Source organism: Streptomyces sp. NPDC031365 (genome assembly GCF_055569765.1).
Window position 1 is genome coordinate 189482 of the sequence record NZ_JBVIIM010000012.1, and the last position, 21462, is coordinate 210943.

17 protein-coding genes and 1 pseudogene are annotated in these 21462 nt (G+C 70.4%); 11 read left to right on the forward strand and 7 right to left on the reverse strand.

Features of this window, described 5'->3' with window-relative positions; translation table 11 throughout:
* Window positions 1–4: 4 nt before the first annotated feature.
* Genes ACZ5C2_RS19955 through ACZ5C2_RS19965 form a run of 3 tightly spaced genes read left to right on the forward strand, consistent with a single transcriptional unit; the run spans window position 5 to window position 1138 of the window.
* The gene (locus ACZ5C2_RS19955; protein WP_360407950.1) at window positions 5–265 is read left to right on the forward strand and encodes an acyl carrier protein; all 261 of its coding nucleotides are present in this window, start codon (window positions 5–7) and stop codon (window positions 263–265) included.
* Between the two features lie 2 nt (window positions 266–267).
* Window positions 268–750, forward strand: a complete 483-nt coding sequence (locus ACZ5C2_RS19960) for an SRPBCC family protein (RefSeq protein WP_468792702.1) — start codon at window positions 268–270, stop codon at window positions 748–750.
* A gap of 52 nt (window positions 751–802) precedes the next feature.
* Complete coding sequence (locus tag ACZ5C2_RS19965) at window positions 803–1138, forward strand: TcmI family type II polyketide cyclase (RefSeq protein ID WP_468792704.1); 336 nt, start codon at window positions 803–805, stop codon at window positions 1136–1138.
* 100 nt (window positions 1139–1238) lie between these two features.
* Here the strand turns inward: ACZ5C2_RS19965 and ACZ5C2_RS19970 are convergent, their stop codons facing one another.
* Together ACZ5C2_RS19970 and ACZ5C2_RS19975 are read right to left on the reverse strand one after the other, a co-directional pair.
* A complete protein-coding gene (locus ACZ5C2_RS19970; protein ID WP_468792705.1) occupies window positions 1239–2267 on the reverse strand; it encodes a methyltransferase in 1029 nt (342 codons plus the stop codon).
* 48 nt (window positions 2268–2315) lie between these two features.
* Entirely contained in the window at window positions 2316–3377 is a 1062-nt protein-coding gene (locus tag ACZ5C2_RS19975) for a right-handed parallel beta-helix repeat-containing protein (protein WP_468792707.1), read from the reverse strand.
* 382 nt (window positions 3378–3759) lie between these two features.
* Here ACZ5C2_RS19975 and ACZ5C2_RS19980 point away from each other — a divergent pair.
* Window positions 3760–4072, forward strand: a pseudogene (locus ACZ5C2_RS19980) (SDR family oxidoreductase); the annotation flags it as partial.
* 24 nt (window positions 4073–4096) lie between these two features.
* Here ACZ5C2_RS19980 and ACZ5C2_RS19985 read toward each other — a convergent pair.
* Window positions 4097–4795: a FadR/GntR family transcriptional regulator gene (locus ACZ5C2_RS19985; RefSeq protein WP_468792709.1), complete on the reverse strand. Its 699-nt coding sequence runs from the start codon at window positions 4793–4795 to the stop codon at window positions 4097–4099.
* Between the two features lie 150 nt (window positions 4796–4945).
* Between ACZ5C2_RS19985 and ACZ5C2_RS19990 the strand changes: the two genes are divergently transcribed.
* Together ACZ5C2_RS19990 and ACZ5C2_RS19995 are read left to right on the forward strand one after the other, a co-directional pair.
* Window positions 4946–6682, forward strand: a complete 1737-nt coding sequence (locus tag ACZ5C2_RS19990) for an IlvD/Edd family dehydratase (protein WP_468792710.1) — start codon at window positions 4946–4948, stop codon at window positions 6680–6682.
* A 47-nt stretch (window positions 6683–6729) separates the two neighbouring features.
* Complete coding sequence (locus tag ACZ5C2_RS19995; protein WP_468792712.1) at window positions 6730–7917, forward strand: fumarylacetoacetate hydrolase family protein; 1188 nt, start codon at window positions 6730–6732, stop codon at window positions 7915–7917.
* Window positions 7918–8234: 317 nt separating this feature from the next.
* Here the strand turns inward: ACZ5C2_RS19995 and ACZ5C2_RS20000 are convergent, their stop codons facing one another.
* The 4 genes from ACZ5C2_RS20000 to ACZ5C2_RS20015 all read right to left on the reverse strand — a co-directional run bounded on the left by ACZ5C2_RS20000 (window position 8235) and on the right by ACZ5C2_RS20015 (window position 14061).
* Window positions 8235–10616 (reverse strand): beta-xylosidase/alpha-l-arabinosidase, encoded by a 2382-nt coding sequence (locus ACZ5C2_RS20000; RefSeq protein WP_468792713.1) that lies wholly within the window; start codon window positions 10614–10616, stop codon window positions 8235–8237.
* 340 nt (window positions 10617–10956) lie between these two features.
* A complete protein-coding gene (locus tag ACZ5C2_RS20005) occupies window positions 10957–11850 on the reverse strand; it encodes a carbohydrate ABC transporter permease (RefSeq protein WP_468792715.1) in 894 nt (297 codons plus the stop codon).
* 1 nt (window position 11851) lies between these two features.
* On the reverse strand, window positions 11852–12754 hold the full coding sequence (locus ACZ5C2_RS20010; protein WP_468792717.1) for a carbohydrate ABC transporter permease: 903 nt from the start codon (window positions 12752–12754) through the stop codon (window positions 11852–11854).
* Window positions 12751–14061 carry an extracellular solute-binding protein gene (locus ACZ5C2_RS20015; RefSeq protein ID WP_468792774.1) on the reverse strand — a complete coding sequence of 437 codons (1311 nt, stop codon included), beginning with the start codon at window positions 14059–14061 and terminating at the stop codon, window positions 12751–12753. Before ACZ5C2_RS20015 ends, ACZ5C2_RS20010 begins: the two co-directional genes overlap by 4 nt.
* 501 nt (window positions 14062–14562) lie before the next feature.
* Here ACZ5C2_RS20015 and ACZ5C2_RS20020 point away from each other — a divergent pair.
* From ACZ5C2_RS20020 to ACZ5C2_RS20040, 5 genes are all read left to right on the forward strand, one after another.
* Window positions 14563–15591 carry a LacI family DNA-binding transcriptional regulator gene (locus ACZ5C2_RS20020; RefSeq protein WP_468792720.1) on the forward strand — a complete coding sequence of 343 codons (1029 nt, stop codon included), beginning with the start codon at window positions 14563–14565 and terminating at the stop codon, window positions 15589–15591.
* 479 nt (window positions 15592–16070) lie between these two features.
* Entirely contained in the window at window positions 16071–17504 is a 1434-nt protein-coding gene (locus ACZ5C2_RS20025; RefSeq protein ID WP_468792723.1) for an endo-1,4-beta-xylanase, read from the forward strand.
* 84 nt (window positions 17505–17588) lie between these two features.
* Window positions 17589–17747 (forward strand): hypothetical protein, encoded by a 159-nt coding sequence (locus ACZ5C2_RS20030; protein ID WP_468792725.1) that lies wholly within the window; start codon window positions 17589–17591, stop codon window positions 17745–17747.
* Window positions 17748–17899: 152 nt separating this feature from the next.
* Window positions 17900–19963 carry a SpoIIE family protein phosphatase gene (locus ACZ5C2_RS20035; RefSeq protein ID WP_468792728.1) on the forward strand — a complete coding sequence of 688 codons (2064 nt, stop codon included), beginning with the start codon at window positions 17900–17902 and terminating at the stop codon, window positions 19961–19963.
* Between the two features lie 198 nt (window positions 19964–20161).
* On the forward strand, window positions 20162–21462 hold a 1301-nt coding region (locus ACZ5C2_RS20040; RefSeq protein ID WP_468792776.1), incomplete at its 3' end, for a SigB/SigF/SigG family RNA polymerase sigma factor.

The window sequence follows — 21462 nt, forward strand, 5'->3', positions numbered from 1 at the left end:
ACCCATGATCACCACCGAAGTGACCTTCGACGAGCTGTCCGCCCTGATGAAGCAGGCGGCCGGCATCACCGTCGACCCCCGGGAACTCAAGGAGGCCGCGGAGTCCCCGTTCGACTCCTTCGGTCTGGACTCGCTCGGACTGCTCGGCATCGTCGGCGAGCTGGAGAACCGGTACGGGCAGTCGCTGCCCCCCGACTCGGAGCGCTGCAGGACGCCCCGGGAGTTCCTGAACCTCATCAACAGCACCCTCACGGCTGGAGCCTGAAAGTGGCCGGACACACGGAGAACAGCATCACCATCGACGCTCCCCTCGACCTGGTGTGGGAGATGACCAACGACCTCGAGAACTGGCCGCGGCTGTTCAGCGAGTACGCGTCCGTGGAGGTCCTCTCCCGGGAGGGCGCCACGACGACGTTCCGGCTGACCATGCACCCGGACGAGAACGGGAAGGTGTGGAGCTGGGTGTCGGAGCGCACACCGGACCGCGAGAAGCGGACCGTGCGCGCCCGCCGTGTCGAAACGGGACCGTTCGCCCACATGGACATCCTGTGGGAGTACGCGGAGCTGCCCGGCGGGGTCCAGATGCGCTGGACGCAGGACTTCGCGATGAAGCCCGACGCCCCGGTCGACGACGACTGGATGACGGACAACATCAACCGCAACTCCCGTACGCAGATGGCCCTCATCCGGGACCGGATCGAGCAGGTCGCCCGCGACAGCGAGAGTGCGTCCGTCGCGTCCTCGCGCTGAGCGCGCCGGTCCGGACAGGACAGGACGCGGAAGAACAGGGAAGGACACCCCCATGCACCACGCCCTCATCGTCGCCCGGATGAAGCCCGGTTCGGCGCCGGACATCGCCGACGTGTTCGCCGCCTCCGACCGGGGTGAGCTCCCCCACCTGGTCGGTGTCAGCCGGCGCAGTCTCTTCCAGTTCGGGGACGACGTGTACCTGCACCTCATCGAGGCAGAGCAGGATCCGGCGCCCGCCATCGCGAAGCTGGCCTCGCACCCCGAGTTCCGTGGCGTCAGCGAGCGGCTGGAGGCGTACGTCAGCCCGTACGACCCGGCCACGTGGCGGGGCCCGAAGGACGCCATGGCGCAGTGCTTCTACCGCTGGGAGCGCGGCGCCGGTTCCTGAGCCGGGCCCGCCGAAACCCCGAGGCCGCCGGTCCCGCGTCAGTCGCGGAGCCGGCGGCCTCGGGGTCTTTCGCGCCTCGGGTCTTTCGCGCGCCGTGTGATCAGCCGGGCACGGTGCACTCGAAGGCGTGGAGATACGCGTTGACCGGGCGGATCTCGTCGATCACCAGGCCCGCGCCGGTGAGGCGGTCGACCATGCTCCGCCGGGTGTGCTTGGCACCGCCGACGTTGAGGAGCAGCAGCAGGTCCATGGCGGTGGTGAACCGCATCGACGGGGTGTCGTCGACGAGGTTCTCGATGACGACGACACGGGCTCCGGGCCGCGCCGCCGCGCGGACGCCTGCCAGCACCCGGCGGGTGCTGTCGTCGTCCCACTCCAGGACGTTCTTGATGATGTACACGTCCGCCCGGACGGGCACGCCCTCGCGGCAGTCGCCCGCCACGACGTCGACCCGGCCGGCGAGGGCGCCGCCCTCGCGCAGCCGCGGGTCGGCGTTGTCGACGACACCCGGCAGATCCAGCAGCGTGCCGTGGAGATGAGTGTGCTTCTCCAGAAGGCTGGCCAGGACGTGCCCCTGGCCGCCTCCGATGTCCACGACCGAGGAGGCATCGTCCAGGTCGAGCAGCAGGGCCACGTCCCGGGCGGACTGTTCGCTGGATGTCGTCATCGCGCGGTTGAACACATGGGCGGACTCGGGGGCGGAGTCGTTGAGATACGTGAAGAACTCCTGGTCGTACACGTCTTCGAAGACGCCCTGGCCGGAGCGCACCGCCTCGTCGAGCCGCGGCCAGACGCTCCAGGTCCACGGCTCGGTGCACCACAGGGCGATGTAGCGCAGGCTGTGCGGGTCGTCCTCGCGCAGCAGCCTGGACATCTCGGTGTGCTCGAAGGTGCCGTCGGGGTTCTCGGTGAAGACACCCTGGCAGGACAGTGCGCGCAGCAGCCGCCGCAGGGTGTGCGGCTGGGTCTTCACCGCCGTCGCCAGGTCGTCGACGGTCATGGGGCTGTCGTCCAGGGCGTCCGGCACGCCCAGCCGGACGGCCGCGCGTACGGCGGCGGCGCAGGCCGCCCCGAATACGAGCTCCCTCAGCCGCATGGGCGGCGGGGGAGCCGGATCAACGGTGGTCATCCGTTGCCTCGCTTCTGCTGTTGTGCAGTCGGTGGGGGGCGGAACAGGTCAGCACATTCCGGCGGGTTCGGAGAGCGTGCAGGTGTTGCGGCTGAACGTGTTGGTCTTGGCGGTGTCCCGGTTGGCCAGGTCGGCAGGGCTGTTGCCGGTCACCAGGTTGTCGCGGATCTCGTTGCGCTCGCTGGGCGTGCCGACGAGGCTCTTGAACAGCACGATGCCTCCGGACAGCGGGGAGGTGCCCTTGTTGTCCTCGACCCGGTTGAAGGCGACCCGTGTGTCCTCGACACCGGTGAGGACGATGCCCGAGCCCTGCAGGAAGGGCAGCCGCGGCGTCTTCGCGCAGTACTTGTTGTTGGCGTGGATGCGGTTCCACGTCACATTCAGATGGCCGGCGCGCGGCTTGGACTCGTCGCCGACCACGAACACGGCGGCGCAGTTGCCGGTGGCCTCGTTGTGGGAGACGCTCAGGTTCCGCAGCCGCCGTACGGTGACGCCGACCCGGTTGCCTTCCGTCCTGTTGTGCCGGATCTGCGTCTCCCCGGCGTCCCGGGCGCCCTCCTCGGTGTCGACGGTGTTGGCGACGAAGAGTCCGGCGTCGCCGTTCTTCCGGGCGAGGTTGTGGCTGAGCACGCTGCTGACGGAGCGTTCCTCGGCGATGCCCCACTGGCCGTTCTTCTCCGCGGTCACGTACTGGACCCTGAGGTCGTTCGTCCCGGTGGCCCACAGCCCGTTCTCGGCGAAGCCACGCACCGTCAGCGACCGTACGGTGACGTCCTCGACGGGCTTCTTGTCGGTGCCCGTGACACAGATGCCGTTGCCCGCCTTGGCGCAGGCGCTCTTGCCGGGGGCCTTGGCGGGCACCAGCACGGTGCGGGTGGCACCGTGGCCCCGCAGGGTGATGTCCGACTCGGTGATGTCGACGCTCTGCCGGTAGGTACCGGGCGCGAGGAGGACGGTGTCCCCCGGCTCGGCGGCGTCGACGGCCTTCTGGATCGACTGCCCGGGCTGTACACGGTGCACGGTCGGGTGAGGGGCCGACGGAGCGGCACCCAGTCCCGCGGCCACGATGGCGGCGGTGCAGGCGAGATACGCGATGTGTCGTCTGTTCATGTGCCGAAGTTATGAGCGGGTGGTCCACCCCGCCACCGCTGATCACCCAGCCGGGCGCGGTGATCGTCGGCCACCGGAACCGGTCCGGTCCCGCGGCCGGCCACTGAGGTCACGGCGCCGCCCCGGCAGGAGTCGTCGCACCGGCGCGCGCCGCCGGCCCGGAGCTCGCCCATTCGGCTGCGGCCGCCTCGTCCGTCCCGCCGCTCCGCGGGGTCGTTGGCTCTGACGCGCCCGCGATCCAGGGCGCCGGTGACTCCGGGCGCCCAGCCACCGCAGCCAGCCGGACGGAGTATGCCCGTGCCCCGGACACCCGGACCCCTGGCGGGCCGCCGGCGTCGTCCCGCGGTCGTCGCCGTACCGGGGACCGGCCCGACGGTGCCGGCTGCTGGCGGCCGGCGAGCGAGCCGTCGTCAACACCACCTCCGGGGCGGGCCTCCGGGGCAGCGCGGCGGGCGCCGCCTACACCGCCTCGGAGCACGGTGCGGTGGGCCTGGCCAAGAACCTCGCGGTGAGGTACCGGCGGAAGGGCATCCGGGCCGACGCCATCGCGCTGGGCGGCACCGCCACCGGCATCGCCGTCGACGCCGGCCCCGCCCGAGGAACAGGCCGCGGCCACCCTGTTCCTCGCCTCTGACACGGCGAGCAACGTCAACGGAGTGATCCTGCCGGTGGACGACGGCTGGGCGGCCGCGTGACAGGGCACCGGTTCGTTCTCCGGGTCATACGGCACGGCCCGGCACATCGGGTGACTGGGCGATCTCTTGTTCGGCGGCTTCGATGATGGCCAGTACGGCCGCCGCCGCGGCCGCGGGATCGCGGGCCTCGACGGCCCGCACGATGGCGCGGTGGCCCGGCAGCGAGGCTTCCACCGCGCCGGGGGTCCGGGTGCTGACGAGGAAGCTGTGTTCCAGCGCGATGTCGACGGCGCGGCCCAGCGAGCCGAGGAGACGGTTGCCACTGGCGTCGAGCAGGGCCCGGTGGAAGGTGATGTCGGCCTCGACGTAGCCGCCGCGGCCGGGTTCCGCCGCCGCTGTCTCCATGGCCGCCAGGGAGTCGTACAGGGCTCGTACGTCGTCGGGGCCGGCCCGGCCGGCGGCGAGCCGGGCCGCCTCGGGCTCGACGATCCGGCGCAGTTCGGTCGTGTCGCGCAGCAGAGCCGTGGCGTCCCCGGCCTGTTTCCAGCGCAGCACGTCACGGTCCAGGTGGTTCCAGTGCTCCGGGGGCAGGACGCGCGTGCCGGTGCGCGGGCGTACGTGCAGCATCCCCTTGGCCACCAGTGACTTGACCGCCTCGCGCAACACCCCTCGGCTGACACCGATCTCGGCCGCGAGCGCGTCCTCGACCGGCAACGGGTCCCCCGGTTCCCACGCGCCACCGGCGATGCGCCGACCGAGCTCGTCGACCACGCGCTGGTGCATGGTCAAAAAGTGCACCACGATCTTTGCTCACCCCCTGGACGTTATTCATCGAATCATTTAATGATAGCGCTCCAGGGTACGGCCTGCGGGCCGTCGCCCGACAACGTCCCCTCGCGAAGCGGACGACGCCGGAGCCACGGGAGGGCCTACATGACCGACGGTCACAAGACGAGTCGCCGCAGCCAGGCATGGTTCGGCGCACAGGGCCGCAGCGGGATGCTGTACCGCTCCTGGATGCGCAACCAGGGACTCGGGCACGAGGTGTTCGACGGGCGTCCCGTCATCGGCATCGCGACCAGTGCTTCCGAACTCGCCCCGTGCAACGCCCATCTGACACACGTCGCCGAAGCCGTCAAACGCGGCGTGTGGCAGGCGGGCGGCCTGCCGCTCCAGTTCCCCACCATGGCCACCGGCGAGACCCTGATGCGCCCCACCGCCATGCTGTACCGCAACCTCATGGCCATGGAGGTCGAGGAGCTGATCCGGGCCAATCCGCTCGACGGTGTCGTGCTGCTGTCCGGCTGCGACAAGACGACTCCCGCCATGCTCATGGGCGCCGCCAGCGTCGACCTGCCCGCCGTCATGGTCACCGGCGGGCCGATGCTCAACGGCAAGTACCGGGGCCAGGACGTGGGATCCGGCACCCACGTGTGGAAGTTCGAGGAGGACCTGAAGACCGGCCGGATGACCGAGGAGGAGTGCTTCTTCGCGGAAGGGTGCATGGCCCGCTCCAACGGGCACTGCATGACGATGGGGACCGCCTCGACGATGGCCTGCATGGCCGAGGCGCTCGGCATGCAGCTGCCGGGCTCCGCGGCCTGGCCCGCGGTCGACTCCCGCCGGATGGAAATCGCGCAGGCTGCGGGGCAGCGCATCGTACGGATGGTGGAGGAGGAGCTGCGCCCGTCGCAGATCCTGACCCGGGAGGCGTTCGAGAACGCCATCCGCGTCAACGCGGCCATCGGCGGCTCCACGAACGCGCTCATCCATCTCACCGCCATCGCCGGACGCGTCGGCGTCGAGTTGAAGCTCCAGGACTTCGACGACCTGGTCCGGGCGGTGCCGACCCTGGTCAACCTGATGCCCAGCGGCACGTACCTCATGGAGGACTTCTGCTACGCGGGCGGCCTGCCCGCCGTCCTGGCCGAACTGCTCGGCGGGAATCTGCTGCACGGCGAACAGATCACGGTCACCGGACACACCGTCGCCGAGAACACGGAGAACGCCGAACGCGTCGGCTCCGACGTCATCACCGGCCTCGACACCCCCTTCCAGCCGGCCGGCACCGGTATCGCCGTCCTCCGCGGCAACCTGTGCCCCGACGGCGCCGTGATCAAGCAGTCCGCCGCGTCACCGCACCTGCTCACCCATCGCGGCCCCGCGCGCGTCTTCGACTCCCCCGAGGCCTATCACGAGGTGGCCGACGACCCGGACCTCGACATCGACGAGAACACCGTCATCGTCATCCGCAACGCCGGTCCCAAGGGCTACCCCGGCATGCCCGAGGTCTCCAACGTCCCGCTGCCCGCCAAGCTGCTGAAGGCCGGCGTCACGGACATGGTGCGCGTCTGTGACGGCCGGATGAGCGGCACCGGGTACGGGACGGTGGTCCTGCACGTGGCGCCCGAGGCCGCCGTCGGCGGGCCTCTCGCCCTGGTACGCGACGGGGACCCCGTCGTCCTCGACGTCCCGAACCGCATCCTGCGCCTGGACGTGGACGACGCCGAGCTCACCCGGCGCCGGGAAGCATGGCGGGCACCCGCCGAGCGGCACACCGGCGGCTACACCTGGCTCTACACCCAGAACGTGGAACAGGCCGACCGGGGCGCCGACTTCGGCTTCCTGCGCGGAAGCCGTGGACACGAGGTCCCCCGCGACTCCCACTGAGTCCGCCCAGGCGACCACACCCCTCGAATCCAGGGAGAGCATCGATCGTGGAATCGGCAGCAGCGCGCCCTCGTCCGGCCCTCACAGCCGGCTCCGTCCTGCCGGAGGACGCCGACCGGGCCGCCCTCGTCGCGCGCGTCCACGACCCGGAATGGGACGGACCGTGTGTGGCCGCGGTCCGCGGCGAGCACGTCGTCGACCTGACGGCCATCGCCCCCACCGTCTCCGACCTCATGGAACGCGACGACGCGGCGGCGGTCGTCCGCGAGGCCGACGGCGGACACGTCTGGCGCCTGGACGAACTGCTCGAGGCACCGGCCGGCCGCCGTGACGTTCCCCATCTGCTCGCCCCCCTCGACCTGCAGGTGATCAAGGCAGCGGGCGTCACCTTCGCCCGGAGTCTGCTGGAACGCGTCATCGAGGAGCGCACGGGCGGCGATCCGGCGCAGGCCGCTCGGGTGCGGGCCCGTGTCGGGCAGGTGGTGGGCGGCACGCTCGACGGCATCCGTCCCGGATCGCCGGAAGCGGACAGGGCCAAGGAACTGCTCGTCTCCGAAGGACTGTGGTCGCAGTACCTGGAGGTCGGGATCGGGCCGGACCCGGAGGTGTTCACCAAGGCCCCGGTACTGTCCGCGGTCGGCACCGGCGCCGACATCGGAGTGCTCGGTGCCTCGGTGTGGAACAACCCCGAGCCCGAGGTCGTCCTCGTCGTGGACGCGCGCGGCCGGGTACGCGGCGCGACGCTCGGCAACGACGTCAACCTCCGCGACATCGAGGGACGCAGCGCCCTGCTGCTGTCCCGGGCGAAGGACAACAACGCCTCATGCGCGATCGGCCCGTTCATCCGCCTGTTCGACGAGGGCTTCGGCCTCGACACCGTACGCGGGCTCGACATCGACCTGCGGATCGACGGCACGGACGGCTACGTACTGCACGGCAGCAGTTCCATGCGCGAGATCAGCCGCGACGTACTGGACCTGGTGGCCGCCACGCACGGTCCGCACCACCAATACCCCGACGGCTTCGTGCTGTTCACCGGAACGCTGTTCGCCCCCACCGAGGACCGACAGGCACCCGGCGCGGGCTTCACCCACGAGTACGGCGACATCGTGCGGATCTCCAGCCCGCGACTCGGTGCTCTGGTCAACACCGTCATCCCCAGCGAGCAGGCCGCGCCGTGGACGTTCGGCGTACGAGCGCTGATGCGCAACCTCGCCCGGCGCGGCGTGCTGTGAGACGGCGCCGCCGCGCCTGCGGGATCGAGTGACGGCGTCGGGCCCCGCTCCGTGACGTCGCGGTGGTCCTGACTGCACCTGGACGCGGGCGGCGTGCGGGGGCCCCTACCGGTTCACCCCGCACGCACCCCCCTCGGGCCCCGGCGCCGCGTTCGTCATGCCGGCGCTGAACCCGGCTACGGCGGAGGGAACGTCCTCCCCCGGGCGTGGCTGCCTGCTCACCCCGGAAGCACCGGGCCGGGACCACCACATGCCCCGCCCCGCGATCCCGTGTGCGCAGCGCCGCCGCTTCGGTGACGTGCGCTGCGCACGCCGGTTCACTCCCGGGCAACCGGCTCCTGCCCCAGCCTGGCGTGCAAGCGCCGCGTGTGATCCACGTGGCGCTCGGTTCCGGTCAACGTGACCCTGGCCGTCAGTCGCGGATCCGCGCTGGAGGCGGCCAACCGCAGCTCCAGTTCACCCGGTTCGACGACCCGCCGACCGTCGCGCCCGGTGAAGGAGGCGAGGTCGGCCGGAACCGTGACACGCAGTCGCCGGGCCTCACCCGGCTTCAGGTCGACCCGGGCGTAACCGACGAGGCGCTGCACCGGCTGGACGACGGAGGCGACCGGGTCGTGCAGATAGAGCTGGACGACCTCCGTCCCGGACCGTCCACCCGTGTTGCGGACGGTGCAGGTGAGGGTGAACTCGCCGTCCGTCGGGGCCTCCTGGACGTCCACAGCCAGGTCCGTCCAGTCGAATCGCGTATAGGACAGGCCGTGACCGAAGGCGAACGCGGGGGTCGGGTCGATGTTGGACACCCCGCCGGCGTGAGCGAGCCGCGCCCCGAGGTACGTGGCCGGCTGGGAGCCCGGCCCGCGCGGCACGCTGACCGGGAGACGTCCGGAGGGATTGGTGCGGCCGCTGAGCACCCCGGCGATCGCGTGAGTGCCCTCCTCACCCGGGAAGAAGGACTGCACGATCGCGGCGGACTCCTCCACCGCGCGGCCGAGGGCGTACGGTCGTCCCGCGAGCAGCACGGTGACGACGGGTGTCTCCAGGTCGAGCAGGGTGTCGAGCAGGTGCTGCTGCGCGCCGGGCAGCACCAGCGTCTCGACATCGCATCCCTCGCCGCTGGTGCCCCGCCCGAAGAGCCCGGCGCGGTCGCCGAGCACCACCAGGGCGACATCGGCCTCGCGTGCCACCTGGGCGGCCTCGCGGATGCCGGAGAGGTCTCCGTCGTCGATTCCCGTGCCGCGGGCGACCGTGATCTCGGCGTCGGGGAACTCGGCGGCGAGCGTGTCGCGCAGCGTGGGCAGCTCGATGCCGAGTGGGGTTCCGGGGTGGCGGACGCCGATGTGCTGGGGGAAGGAGTAGCAGCCCAGTACGGCGGTGGGCTCGTCGGCGTTGGGGCCGAGCAGGGCGATGCGGCGCGGTCTCCCGAGCGGCAGGGTGCCGTCGTTGCTCAGCAGGACGACCGCTTCCTCGGCGATGGTGCGGGCCAGCGCGCGGTTCTCCGGACCGTCCAGGTCGATCCGGCCGCGCAGGGCGGCCGGGTCGTCCGGGTCTGCCCCGTCGAGTGCGGCCGGCACGGGGTTCCAGTCCGGGTCGAGCAGGCCCAGTACCGCCTTCTGGGTGAGTACCCGGCGCAGGGCACGATCGACCAGCGCCTCCGGTATGCGGCCGTCGGCGACGGCCTCGGCCAGGGGTGCGCCGTATGTCTTGACATTGGGCAGTTCGACGTCGATGCCCGCGCGCAGCGCCGTGCCGGCGGCGCCGGCCCAGTCGGCGGCGATGCCGTGCAGGGTCTTGAGGAAGGCGATGGCGAAGTAGTCGGCGACGACGGTGCCGTCGAAGCCCCACGTGTCGCGCAGCAGCCCGGTGAGGAGATCGTCGTCTGCGGCGGAGGGTATGCCGTCGGTGTCGGTGTAGGCGTTCATCACCGACCGGGCGCCGCCTTCACGGATCGCCATCTCGAAGGGCGGCAGCAGGACGTCGGCACGCTCACGCGGGCCCACGGAAGCGGGAGCGAGGTTACGGCCGGCGCGGGAGGCCGAGTAGCCGACGAAGTGCTTGAGGGTGGCGACGATGCCGGCGGACTCCAGGCCCTGCACGTAGGCCGTGCCGATGGTGCCGACCAGGTACGGGTCCTCGCCGATGGTCTCCTCCACCCGGCCCCAGCGGGCGTCGCGCACCACGTCGAGGACGGGCGCGAGTCCCTGGTGGACGCCGACGGTACGCATGTCGCGGCCGATGGCGGTGGCCATGCGGCGGACGACCTCGGGGTCGAAGGTGGCGCCCCAGGACAGCGGGACGGGGTAGGCGGTGGCTCCCCAGGCGGCGAAGCCGGCCAGGCACTCGTCGTGCGCGAGGGCAGGAATGCCGAACCGGTTCGTGGCGGCGATCCGGGTCTGGGTGCGGGCCAGGGAGAGCGCGCCCAGGGCGGGGTCGACCGGGACGGTGCCGAAGGGCCGGGTCAGCTGGCCCAGTCCGGTGGGCAGGAGCGCGTCGAGGTCGACGGCCTCCTCCATGTCGTGCTGATGGGGGGCCACTTCACCGCCCTGATCGGAGGCGCCCACCCACACCCCGTACAGCTGGGCGGTTTTCTCCTGAAGGGTCATCGCGTCGATCAGTGCGTCGACTCGCGCGGTGACGGAAACGGCGGGGTTGTTCCAGAGGGCGATTCCGGTGGTGTTCTCTACAGTTACATCGGTGTTCATTTTCCTCCTACGCCCAGCAACCCTTGACCAGGGCGTGATGGGCGAACAGGTAGACGAGCGAGAGAGTCAGGGCGGGGCGATCACGTCGGGACTCCGGCACCGGCCCGGATCCGCTTCGCCCGCGCACCGGGGGGAGGGGGAGCCTGCCGGTGCTTCCGGGGTTGATGCAGGCCGTCCCGCCCGAGCCGGTGGGTGGGGTGCCGGCCGCGATCGGGGCGGGCGCCCAGCGGCTGCGGAGTCTGGCTTGCCGCGCCTCACCACGTCCTGCCGGAATGTGATCCTGAAGCTCACATGACGTCCCGGACCGCAGGCCGGCCACCTGCCGTCGCACCGGTGTCGGTCACCGGCTGAATCCGGCGGTCAGACCGCTGAGCAGCTGGCGGCGGCCGAACGCGTACAGGACCAGGACGGGCAGCGTGGTGAGGACGACGGAGGCGAGGACGGCGGGGACATTGACGCCGTACTGGCCCTGGAAGGTCCACAGTGCGAGCGGCAGGGTCCGGCGGTCGGGGCTTTGGGTGAGGACCAGGGGCAGCAGGAATCCGTTCCAGATGGTCAGTCCGTTGAAGATGGTCACGGTGAGGATGGCCGGCCGGGTGAGTGGTGCCGCCAGCCGCCACAGTGTCGTCCACTCGGTGGCGCCGTCGACCCGCATCGAGTCGAACAGTTCCTTGGGCACGTCACGGATGAAGTTGGAGAGCACGAGCACGGACAGCGGGATGGAGAAGGCGATCGACGGGAGGATCAGCGCCAGCAGACTGTCGTACAGGTTCAGTTTGATGATGATCAGGTATACCGGGATGATCGTCGCCTGCAGCGGGATGGCCAGGCCCATCAGGAACAGCCCGTTCATGGCACGCAGGCTCCGTATGTGCCGGCCGCGGACGATCGCGTAGGCGGCCATGAAGGAGAACGTGACCGCCGGCACCACGGCGCCGAGGGTGACCACGACGCTGTTCACGAAGTAGCCGATGAAGTCGGACTCGATGACCAGCTGGTAGTTGTCCAGGGTGGGATCGCCCGTGGGCACCAGAGGGTTGCTCGTGTAGTAGCCGCTCTGGGGCTTGAAACTCGTGATGACCATCCAGTACAGCGGTACGGCGACGACGACGAGCCAGATCCACCCGGCCAGGCCGCCGACCCAGTTGCGTCGGCTGGACGCCGGACGAACGTCGGGCACCCGCCGGCGGGGGGCCTTCTCCGACGTGTGCGTCTTGGTGAGCGTGGTGGTCATGTCAGGCCCCCTCGAGTTGGCTCGCGCTCGCGTCCCGGCCTCCGAGCCGGCGCAGCAGCAGAGCGAGACCGAGGCCCACCAGGACCAGGATGACCGCGATGGCGCTGGCCGGTCCCATCTGGCTGGCCTGCCATCCCCGTTTGTACATGTCCAGTGCGAGGACCCGGGTGGCGTCGCCGGGGCCGCCCTCGGTCAGAACGAAGATGAGGTCGAAGAAGGTCAGAGATCCGACCACCATCAGCGTGGACGAGGTGATGATGGTGTATTTCAGCTGGGGCAGCGTGATGCTGAAGAACTGCCGGACCCGCCCGGCGCCGTCCAACTGCGCGGCCTCGTACATGGACTTCGGAATCTGCTGGACTCCACCCTGGTAGATCAGCGAGTGGAACGGAATGAACTGCCAGGAGACGACGAAGATGACGACGCCGAACGCGAGCCAGGGGCGCCCCAGCCAGTCCTTGACGAGTGCGTCGATCTTCAGTCCGGCACCGAGACCGAAGTTGGGGTCCAGCAGGGCCTTGTAGGCGATCGCGATCGCGGCGGAGCTGAGCAGCAGCGGGACGAAGTACACGACGCCCAGCACCGCGCGGTAGCGCTGGCGGCCGGCCATGAACGTGCCGAGCAGAATACTCAGCGGAGTCTGAACGACCCAGGACACGGCCATGACCAGAAACGTCACCCACAGGGCGTGTGGCAGCCCGGGGTTGGTGAGCACCGTGCGCCAGCTGGTCAGCCCCGACGGGTGGATGGCGCCGATCCCGTCCCACGTGGTGAAGCTCAGTGCGAAGACACCGACGAGCGGAACCACGGCGAAGCAGAGGAAGAACACCAACGCCGGCGCCGCCAGCCACGGCAGGACGCTCCGTGACTCGTGACGCGGCGGGTGGCTGGTGGGTGAACTCATGTGCCGATGACCGCATTCAGGTTGGTGGCGAACTGCCGCGGAGAGATGGACAGCTGGAACAGCTTGGCGATGTTGTCCAGGAGCGTCGCGGCCGCCGCCGGACTGAGCGCCTGGTCCCAGGACTGCACGAATGTCTTGGCCTTGCTGGCGATGCCGTAGTTCACCTGGAGGAAGTCGGCGCTCTTGGAGGCGGCCAGCAGCTTCTCCGTGCCCAGCCGGACCGGAACCGAGCCGTTGTCGATCCAGGCCTTCACCTCGGCGTCCTGGAGGACACCGGTCGCGAAGAAGTCCTTGGCGATCTTCTTCTCCTCGTCGGTGGCCTTCGAGGAGATGGACAGGTACTGGGCGGGGTTGCCGACCGCGTTGCTCGGGTCGCCCTTGCCGCCGTCGACGGGCGGGAAGTTCATGTAGCCCAGCCCGCCGCTGGAGACGAAGTCCCCGCCGTCCGTCTGCTGGATACCGTACGACCAGGCGCCGTGCAGCATCATCGCCGCCTTGCCGGTGTACAGCAGCGCCTGGTCGGCGTTGGAGTCCGCGGTGATCGAGGAGAAGCCCTTGATGAACCCGTCGGCCTTGACCAGTTCCTGCACCTTGGTCAGCGCGGTGATGGCGTCCGGGTGGGACCAGGCGTTCTTCTCGCCCTCGATGACGGCTTGGAACACCTCGGGACCGCCGATGCGGTCGAACAGGAACTCCAGCCACATCATGCTCGTCCACCGGGACTGGCCACCCAGGGAGAACGGCGCTATGCCCTTGGCGTTGAATTTGGGCACCAGCGCCATGATGTCGTCCCAGGACTCCGGCGGGTTCACGCCGACCTGGTCGAAGACCTTCTGGTTGTAGTAGAGGATGATCGGCTGCACGGTCTCGCACGGCATCGCGTAGATCTTGCCGTCGACGGTCGCCGCGCCGAACGAGGCCGGGAACAGCCGCTTCTTGACCTCGGCGTGCTCGTCGAACCACGAGGTGAGGTCCTCGACCTGACCCGCTTCCGCGTAGGTGCGCAGCGTCCCGCCGCCCCAGCCCCAGATGATGGTGGGCGCCTGCCCGGCACCGATGGCGGTCTTGATCTTCGTCTTGTACGCGTCGTTCTGGAAGGTGGTGTCTTTGATCTGGTCATCGGGGTGGGCCTTGTTGAACGCGTCCACCGCGCCGGCTCTGACGCCTTCCTGCGGCATGCCGTTCAGGTACCAGTAGGTTGCCCCACCACCGCTGCCGCTGGGACCGGACGAGCCGCAGGCCGCGAGCGCCGCAGAGACCGGCACACCGGCGGCCAGGGCGAGGAGGGTACGTCGGGAGAGCGCCATGTTTTCTCCGCACTCGAGAGCCACCGGCTTCTCGTGAGTCATGGTGAAAGGTTTTCGAAACAGTCTTGTTCGAGCTCTGTGCGTGCAAATTAGGTTTCGGGCTGTAGCCGTGTCAAGGCATGTGCACAAGCGCGTTGCAGAGCCGCAGCTAGCCTCCGGTATAGCGGGCTGGAGCGACTCTCGAGTAACCTCGACAGGACCGAAACTGTTTCGAAACGGTCTGGTTGAGGGCGGGGGAGATGCGATGGCCGCGGCTGACACGCCGTCGGTGCGGGTCACACTCCGCCGGCGGGGCGCGGTGCCGGCCGTGCCCGGCCGATCGGACCGCGTTCACCGGACGCCGTCTCACTCGGTTCGTCGGGCGGTCGGGGTCGAGGAGCCCGTCGCCACCTCCCCTGACGAGCTCGCTGCCGGGTTGCCGTACGGTTGACCGGTTCCACCCGCGCCGCCGGCCCGACCGGCGGCTCACCACGCTGGTGGACGTAGAGCTGAGAGGAACCGATGCGACCGAACGCCAGGCGCACCACTTTGGCGGACATCGCCCAAGCGGCTGGGGTATCCGTCGCGACCGTGTCCAAAGTGGTCAACGGTCGCGGTGACGTGGCGCCGCATACCCGCACCCGGGTGCAGGAACTGCTGCATCAGCACCACTATCTCGCGCCCGTGTTCCGCCACACCGAGACCGTCGAAAGCCCGACCATCGAGGTGCAGTTCAAGGGCGGCCTCAAGTCGTACGTGGCCGAAACCCTCGAAGGCATCATCGACTCCGCGACCGAACTGGGGGCCTCGGTGGTGATCAGTAAGGCGTCCGTGGCCCCGCACTGGGCCCGGGACCTGGTCTCAGCCGGGCGCCGCGCCGTCATCGCGGTCACCAGCGTGTACACCACAGCGCACCTGAACGAACTGGCCCGGTCCGGGCTGCCGCTGGTCGTGCTGGACCCACTGCACCTGCCGGACAGCCGGGTCCACAGCGTCGGGGCGACCAACTTCGCGGGCGGTCTGACCGCGACCCGGCACCTGCTCTCGCTCGGCCACCGCCGCGTGGCCTATCTCGGCGGACCGACCATGGCCGTATGCAACCAGGCACGCATGCACGGCTACCGCGCCGCCATGGAGGCGGAAGGAGCGCCGGTACCCGACGCGTACGTCCGGCCAGGAGATTTCACGTACGAGACCGGGCTGCTCGGCGCCACGGCGCTCCTGGGCCTGGAAGAGCCACCGACGGCGGTCTTCGCAGGCAACGACGAGATCGCCGTCGGTGTCATCGAGGCCGCCCGCGCCCGGGGCCTGCGCGTCCCCGAAGACCTGAGCGTGGTCGGCTTCGACGACACGAGCCTCGCCCAGATGGCCTCGCCGCCACTGACCACCGTCCGCCAGCCGCTACGGGAGATGGGCGGTGCCGCCCTGCGCACCGCCCTCCGGCTGGCCAACGGCGAAAAGGTCGAGTCCCACCACATCGAACTCGCCACCGAACTCGTGGTACGCGCCTCAACGGCAGCGCCCCACGAGGAGACTTCGGCGCGCAGGTGATCGCAGGTGGGGTCGTCGGGCAGGATCGGCGAACCGGGTCCGAGACCTCGGCGTAGAGCGACGCACCGCCTCGTAGCCCGTCTTGCTCACGTCGTCAGGTGACCCGGGCGGGCCCGGCCTTCCTCTCCTCGAATGTTTCGAAGAATTCCCGGACACCGTGTCGCCACGAGCTAGGAATGTGGATGCCTCAGGTCAAGGCCTGTCACTGATCTGTCCGTAAACAGCTCCTCATCGATCGACAGGCCGTCGCGTCACCGCCACACTCCGGAGTGCGGATGTTCGCCTTGCTGCTCGATGGGTCCCTGAAAGTTTCGATCGAGAAACCGAAACTTCTTCTGCGGAGAGTATTGACGATCCACCGTCAACACCTCAATCATCCCTGTCTGGGAAACCGGTCACAGTTCGACATGTCGAACCAGTGGACGACGCGTTCCCCTCCGCTTCAGTCCTTCCGTGATGTCCACCTTGGAGGCACACACATGGGCTCCTATGCCCTTCCCAGACCCGTAGTTCGCCGGAAGATCCGCGGCCTGTTGATGGCGCTGGTCGTCGGCGTCCTCGGTGCGGCCACCGCACTGGTCGCGCCGCCGCCCGCACACGCCGCCGAAAGCACGCTCGGCGCCGCGGCGGCGCAGAGCGGCCGCTACTTCGGCGTCGCCATCGCCCAGGGCAGGCTGAGCGACTCGACGTACACGACGATCGCGAACCGTGAGTTCAACTCGGTGACGGCCGAGAACGAGATGAAGATCGACGCCACCGAACCGCAGCGGGGCCAGTTCAACTTCACCGCCGCCGACCGCGTCTACAACTGGGCGGTGCAGAACGGCAAGGAGGTGCGCGGCCACACCCTGGCCTGGCACTCCCAGCAGCCCGGCTGGATGCAGAGCCTCAGCGGCAGCGATCTGCGCCAGGCGATGATCGGCCACATCAACGGCGTGATGGCCCACTACAAGGGCAAGATCGCCCAGTGGGACGTCGTGAACGAGGCCTTCGCCGACGGCAGTTCGGGAGCCCGACGCGACTCCAACCTGCAGCGCAGCGGCAACGACTGGATCGAGGTCGCCTTCCGCACCGCGCGTGCCGCCGACCCGTCCGCCAAGCTCTGCTACAACGACTACAACGTCGAGGACTGGACCTGGGCCAAGACCCAGGCCATGTACGCCATGGTCCGGGACTTCAAGCAGCGCGGCGTGCCGATCGACTGCGTCGGCTTCCAGTCGCACTTCAACAGCGGCAGCCCCTACAACAGCAACTTCCGCACCACCCTGCAGAACTTCGCCGCCCTCGGCGTCGACGTGGCCGTCACCGAACTCGACATCCAGGGCGCCTCGCCCACGACCTACGCCAACGTGATCAACGACTGCCTGGCCGTCGAGCGCTGCCTCGGCGTCACCGTCTGGGGTGTGCGCGACAGCGATTCCTGGCGATCGGAGCACACGCCGCTGCTGTTCAACAACGACGGCAGCAAGAAGCCCGCCTACACCGCCGTCCTCGACGCACTCAATGGCGGCGACTCCACCGAGCCCCCTGCGGATTCCGGACAGATCAAGGGCGTCGGTTCGGGCCGCTGCCTGGACGTGCCCAGCGCCAGTACCACCGACGGCACCCAGCTCCACCTGTGGGACTGCCACAACGGCACCAACCAGCAGTGGGCGTACACCGATGCCGGCGAGCTCAGGGTCTACGGCGACAAGTGCCTGGACGCCGCCGGTACCGGCAACGGCACCAAAGTCCAGATCTACAGCTGCTGGGGCGGCGACAACCAGAAGTGGCGCCTCAACTCCGACGGATCCATTGTCGGCGTCCAGTCCGGCCTCTGCCTCGACGCCGTCGGAGGCGGCACCGCCAACGGCACCCTGATCCAGCTCTACTCCTGCTCGAACGGCAGCAACCAGCGCTGGACCCACAGCTGAGGGGACCTGCCGCGAACGAAGGAGTGAATCGGTGAAGCCCTATGGCGCGGCTTCCCCCACCCCTCCAAGAAGACATCGCTGGTCGTGACCACGACGTACCAGACATCGGCGTCCACCGTCGCCGCCTCGGCGGTCGCCGGACTCACCGCCGCGAGCATGCCGATCGCGAGGGTCGCCGCCACCACGGCGGCGGCCCCCGGGTCGCTCCGGTGCCTGGATGCCTTCGCCATCGGTTGGGCGTAGTGTCCGCATATGCGTGGTGTTCGGTGTGACTGGTGCGATGCAGTCCTGCCGGGGACAGCGGCGCACGTTTCCCGGTGGCCGACGCACGACACGGCCGGACGGGGCACCCGGGGGCCGGTCTTCATGCCGCTGCGGGTTCGGGTGGGCAGCTGATGGAGACCGAGATGGCTGCCGTGGTGCGCAGCAGCGGCGCGTTCGCCGGGCTGCTCTACGTTCTGCCGCCGAGCGACAGAACGCTGTGGCTGGTCATGGTGGCGGGAGCCCCGCACGAGCTCGCGGCTCCCTGGCGGCGGGTCGCGCTGACCGACCCGGTGCCGGTGGCGGACGCCGTGCGTGAGCGGCGCCTGGTGTGGCTCGGCGGTCAGGAGGAGATGGCGCGCCGGTACCCGCGGCCGGCCCTGGTGCTGCCGTACGACTTCGCGATGGCGGCCGCGCCGCTCACGTCGGCCGCCGCGGTTCTGGGCGGGTTGGTGCTGTTGTGGCCCGGGACCCATCCACCGCGGCTGAGCCGCGGTGAACGCGAGGCGATCGAGTCGGGCTGCGACCACCTCGGCAACCTCCTCCAGCAGTCCGTGGACCGAGGTGAACCGCTGTTGCCCGGCGGCCGGCCACGGTCCCTGCCCCTGCCGAGCGGGCGCACCGTCCCGCCCGGCGAGGCTGCCGCGGTCGCCGCCTTCGTCGACCGCCTGCCCGGAGGTTCCTGCGCGCTCGACGTGTACGGCCGCATGACGTTCGTCACCCCAGGCGCCGCCGACCTCCTCGGTGCCGGTCCTGACCACCTGGTGGGTGCCCTGCCCTGGGAAGCGCTGCCGTGGATGGACGTCCCCCAGGTCGAGGACCGCTACCGGGCCGCGATGGTCAGCCGTCAGCCGCAGGCGTTCACCGTCCTGCGCCCGCCGGAGACATGGCTGGCCTTCGAGCTCTACCCGGACCCCTCCGGCATCAGCGTCCGCATCACCGGCGCCGACCCGCCCGAGGCCGCTTCGGCATCGCCGTCCGGGCCGGCCACCGGCCCCAGCCGCGCCACCCTGCTGTACCACCTGATGCAGTTGGCCGCCACCCTGGCCGAGGCCGTCGGCGTCCAGGACGTGGTCGACCAGACCGCCGACCAGCTCCTGCCCGCTCTCGGAGCTCAGAGCCTGGTGCTGATGACCGCCGAGGACGGCCGCCTGAAGATCCTCGGTCACCGCGGCTACAGCCCCGAACTGATGAGGCGCTTCGACGCCGTCCGCCTGAGTTCGGACATCCCCGCTGTCAGGGTCCAGACCACCGGCGTCCCGGGCTTCTTCAGGACGTTCGCCGAGCTTCGGCACGACTATCCGTCCTTCGTGCCCGAGGACGGGATGGCCGCATGGGCCATCCTGCCGCTGATCGCCTCCGGCCGTCCCAGGGGCTCCCTGCTCCTCGCCTATGGCCGGCCCCAGGCCTTCCCCCCCGGTGAACGCGCCGTTCTCACCTCGATGGCGGGTCTGGTCGGGACGGCCCTGGACCGCGCCCGCCTCTACGACGCCAAGCACAACCTCGCCCTCCACCTGCAGTCCGCCCTGCTGCCGGACGCCCTGCCGAGGGTCACCGGGCTGAAGGTCGCCGCACGCTACCTCGCGGCGGCCCGGGGTCTGGGGATCGGCGGCGACTTCTACGACCTGATCCGCCTCGACGAGCACACCGCCGGTGCCACCATCGGCGACGTGCAGGGCCACAATGAGGACGCCGCGGCGCTGATGGGGCAGGTCCGCACCGCCGTCCACGCCCACGCCACCGCGGGCGCGTCCCCCGACCAGGTCCTGGCGGGCACCAACCGCCTGCTCATCGACCTCGAGTCGGGCCTGTTCACCAGCTGTGTCTACGTCCATCTCGACCTCGCCGCCCGTCGCGCCTGTGTGGCCACCGCCGGCCATCCGCCGCCGCTGCTGCGCCATGCCGACGGGCGTACCGAGCTCCTCCGGGTCTCCCCCGGTCTCCTGCTCGGGATCGAGCCGGACTCCCGCTACCCGACCCTGGACGTCCCCCTGCCGCCCGGCTCCGTGCTCGTCCTGTACACCGACGGACTCGTCGAAGCACCCGGAGTGGACTTCGACGACGCCATAGCGGCACTCGCCGGGCTCCTCGAACGCACGGACCCTGCCGACCTCGACGCCATGGCCGACACCCTCGTCCGTCACGCGCCCAGCCCGGGGGACGACATCGCCCTGCTCCTCATGAGCCCCGACGGATGAGGCCTGGGAACGCAACCGGCGGTGCCCCGTGTCACCCGCCGGACGGACAGGGTTCCCGCACGCGGCTCAGGCCGTGTTTCGGTGACCGGCCGGAGGGTGACTCCGAGACTGATGTGGGCACAACGGCTCCCCGTCGAAGGGAGGGTGCCCATGCCCGAAGGCCGTCTCCCAGCAGGCCCCGACACCCCCCGGAGGCCCATGTCCACCGCACCAGCCGCCGACGTGGTCCGGGCGCGGGGGGCCGCCGTGTCCGAGCCGCCCTCGGAGCAGCTCGACGCGCTGCTGCGCGAGTTCTCGGAACAGCCCCCGGGACCGCGGCGGGACGCCCTGCGGAATCACGTCATCCATCTGCTGCTGCCGATGGCTCGGCGTGTCACGTGCCGCTTCCGACGCCACGGGGAGGAGTTCGACGATCTCGTGCAGGTCGCGTCCGTGGGGCTGATCAAGGCTGTTGACGGCTACGACCCCGCCCTGGGCCACGCCTTCCTGTCGTACGCGCTTCCCAAGGTCACCGGTGAGATCCGGCGGCATCTGCGCGACCGCACGACGCTCGTCCGGCCGCCCCGGCCCCTCCAGGAGGCGAGCGGCCGGATCTTCCAGGCCGTCGAGGAGCTCGAACAGCGGCTCGGCGGCCGCTCGCCCACCACGGAGGAGATCGCCGAGCACACGGGGCTCGGGCGGGACCGCGTACTGTCCGCGCTGCGAGCGGCGCACGCATGCCGTACGCGTTCCCTCGACGAGCCCATCCGGCACGACCAGCGGGCATCGCTCGCCCATTCGGCCGGTGCCGAGGACCCGGCACTCGGCCGGGTCCTCGACACCCTGTCCGTGGCCGCCCTGGTGAAGCACCTGCCGGAGCGCGACCGCCGAGTGCTTTACCTGCGCTTCTACCGGGAGTGCACCCAGCAGCAGATCGCCGATGCCGTCGGCGTCTCCCAGATGCAGGTGTCACGCATTCTGCGACGTTGCCTCGACCGGCTGCGCGAGGCGCTCGAGGCGAGCGGGCCGTGCCAGAAAGCCGGCGCGGAGGTACGGCGTCCGGTCACCGGCAGGGCCGCTCGGCCGGCGCGCGCCTCACGCGGCCTCCGCGACCTGCCGGAGCCGGTGCGTCCTGCCGGTTCCGCCGGTCCGGCATCCCCGGCGCCCCGCCCGGCGGCTCATGCACAGCCGGCCGGCTCGGCTCCGCCCGTCGCGGTCGCTGCGGCGCCCCGGCACCGGTGCGGTGGCGGGCCCCCGGCCCGGCGGCGGTCCGCCGGCTCACGGCAGTCGATCCCCTCCGGCCCACCGCGGCTCGTCCCGTCCGCCTCACGGCAGCCGATCCCACCCCGCACACGGCCCTGGACGCGCTCCTGGGCCGCGCCTCGGACCACGCCGGCCGTGTCGGCCGGCGGCCGGCTCGGGGGGGGGGGGGGGGGGGGGGGGGGGGGGGGGGGGGAGAGGGGGGGGGGGGGGGGGGTGGGGGGGGGGGGGTGGGGGGGGGGGGGGGGGGGGAGGGGAGA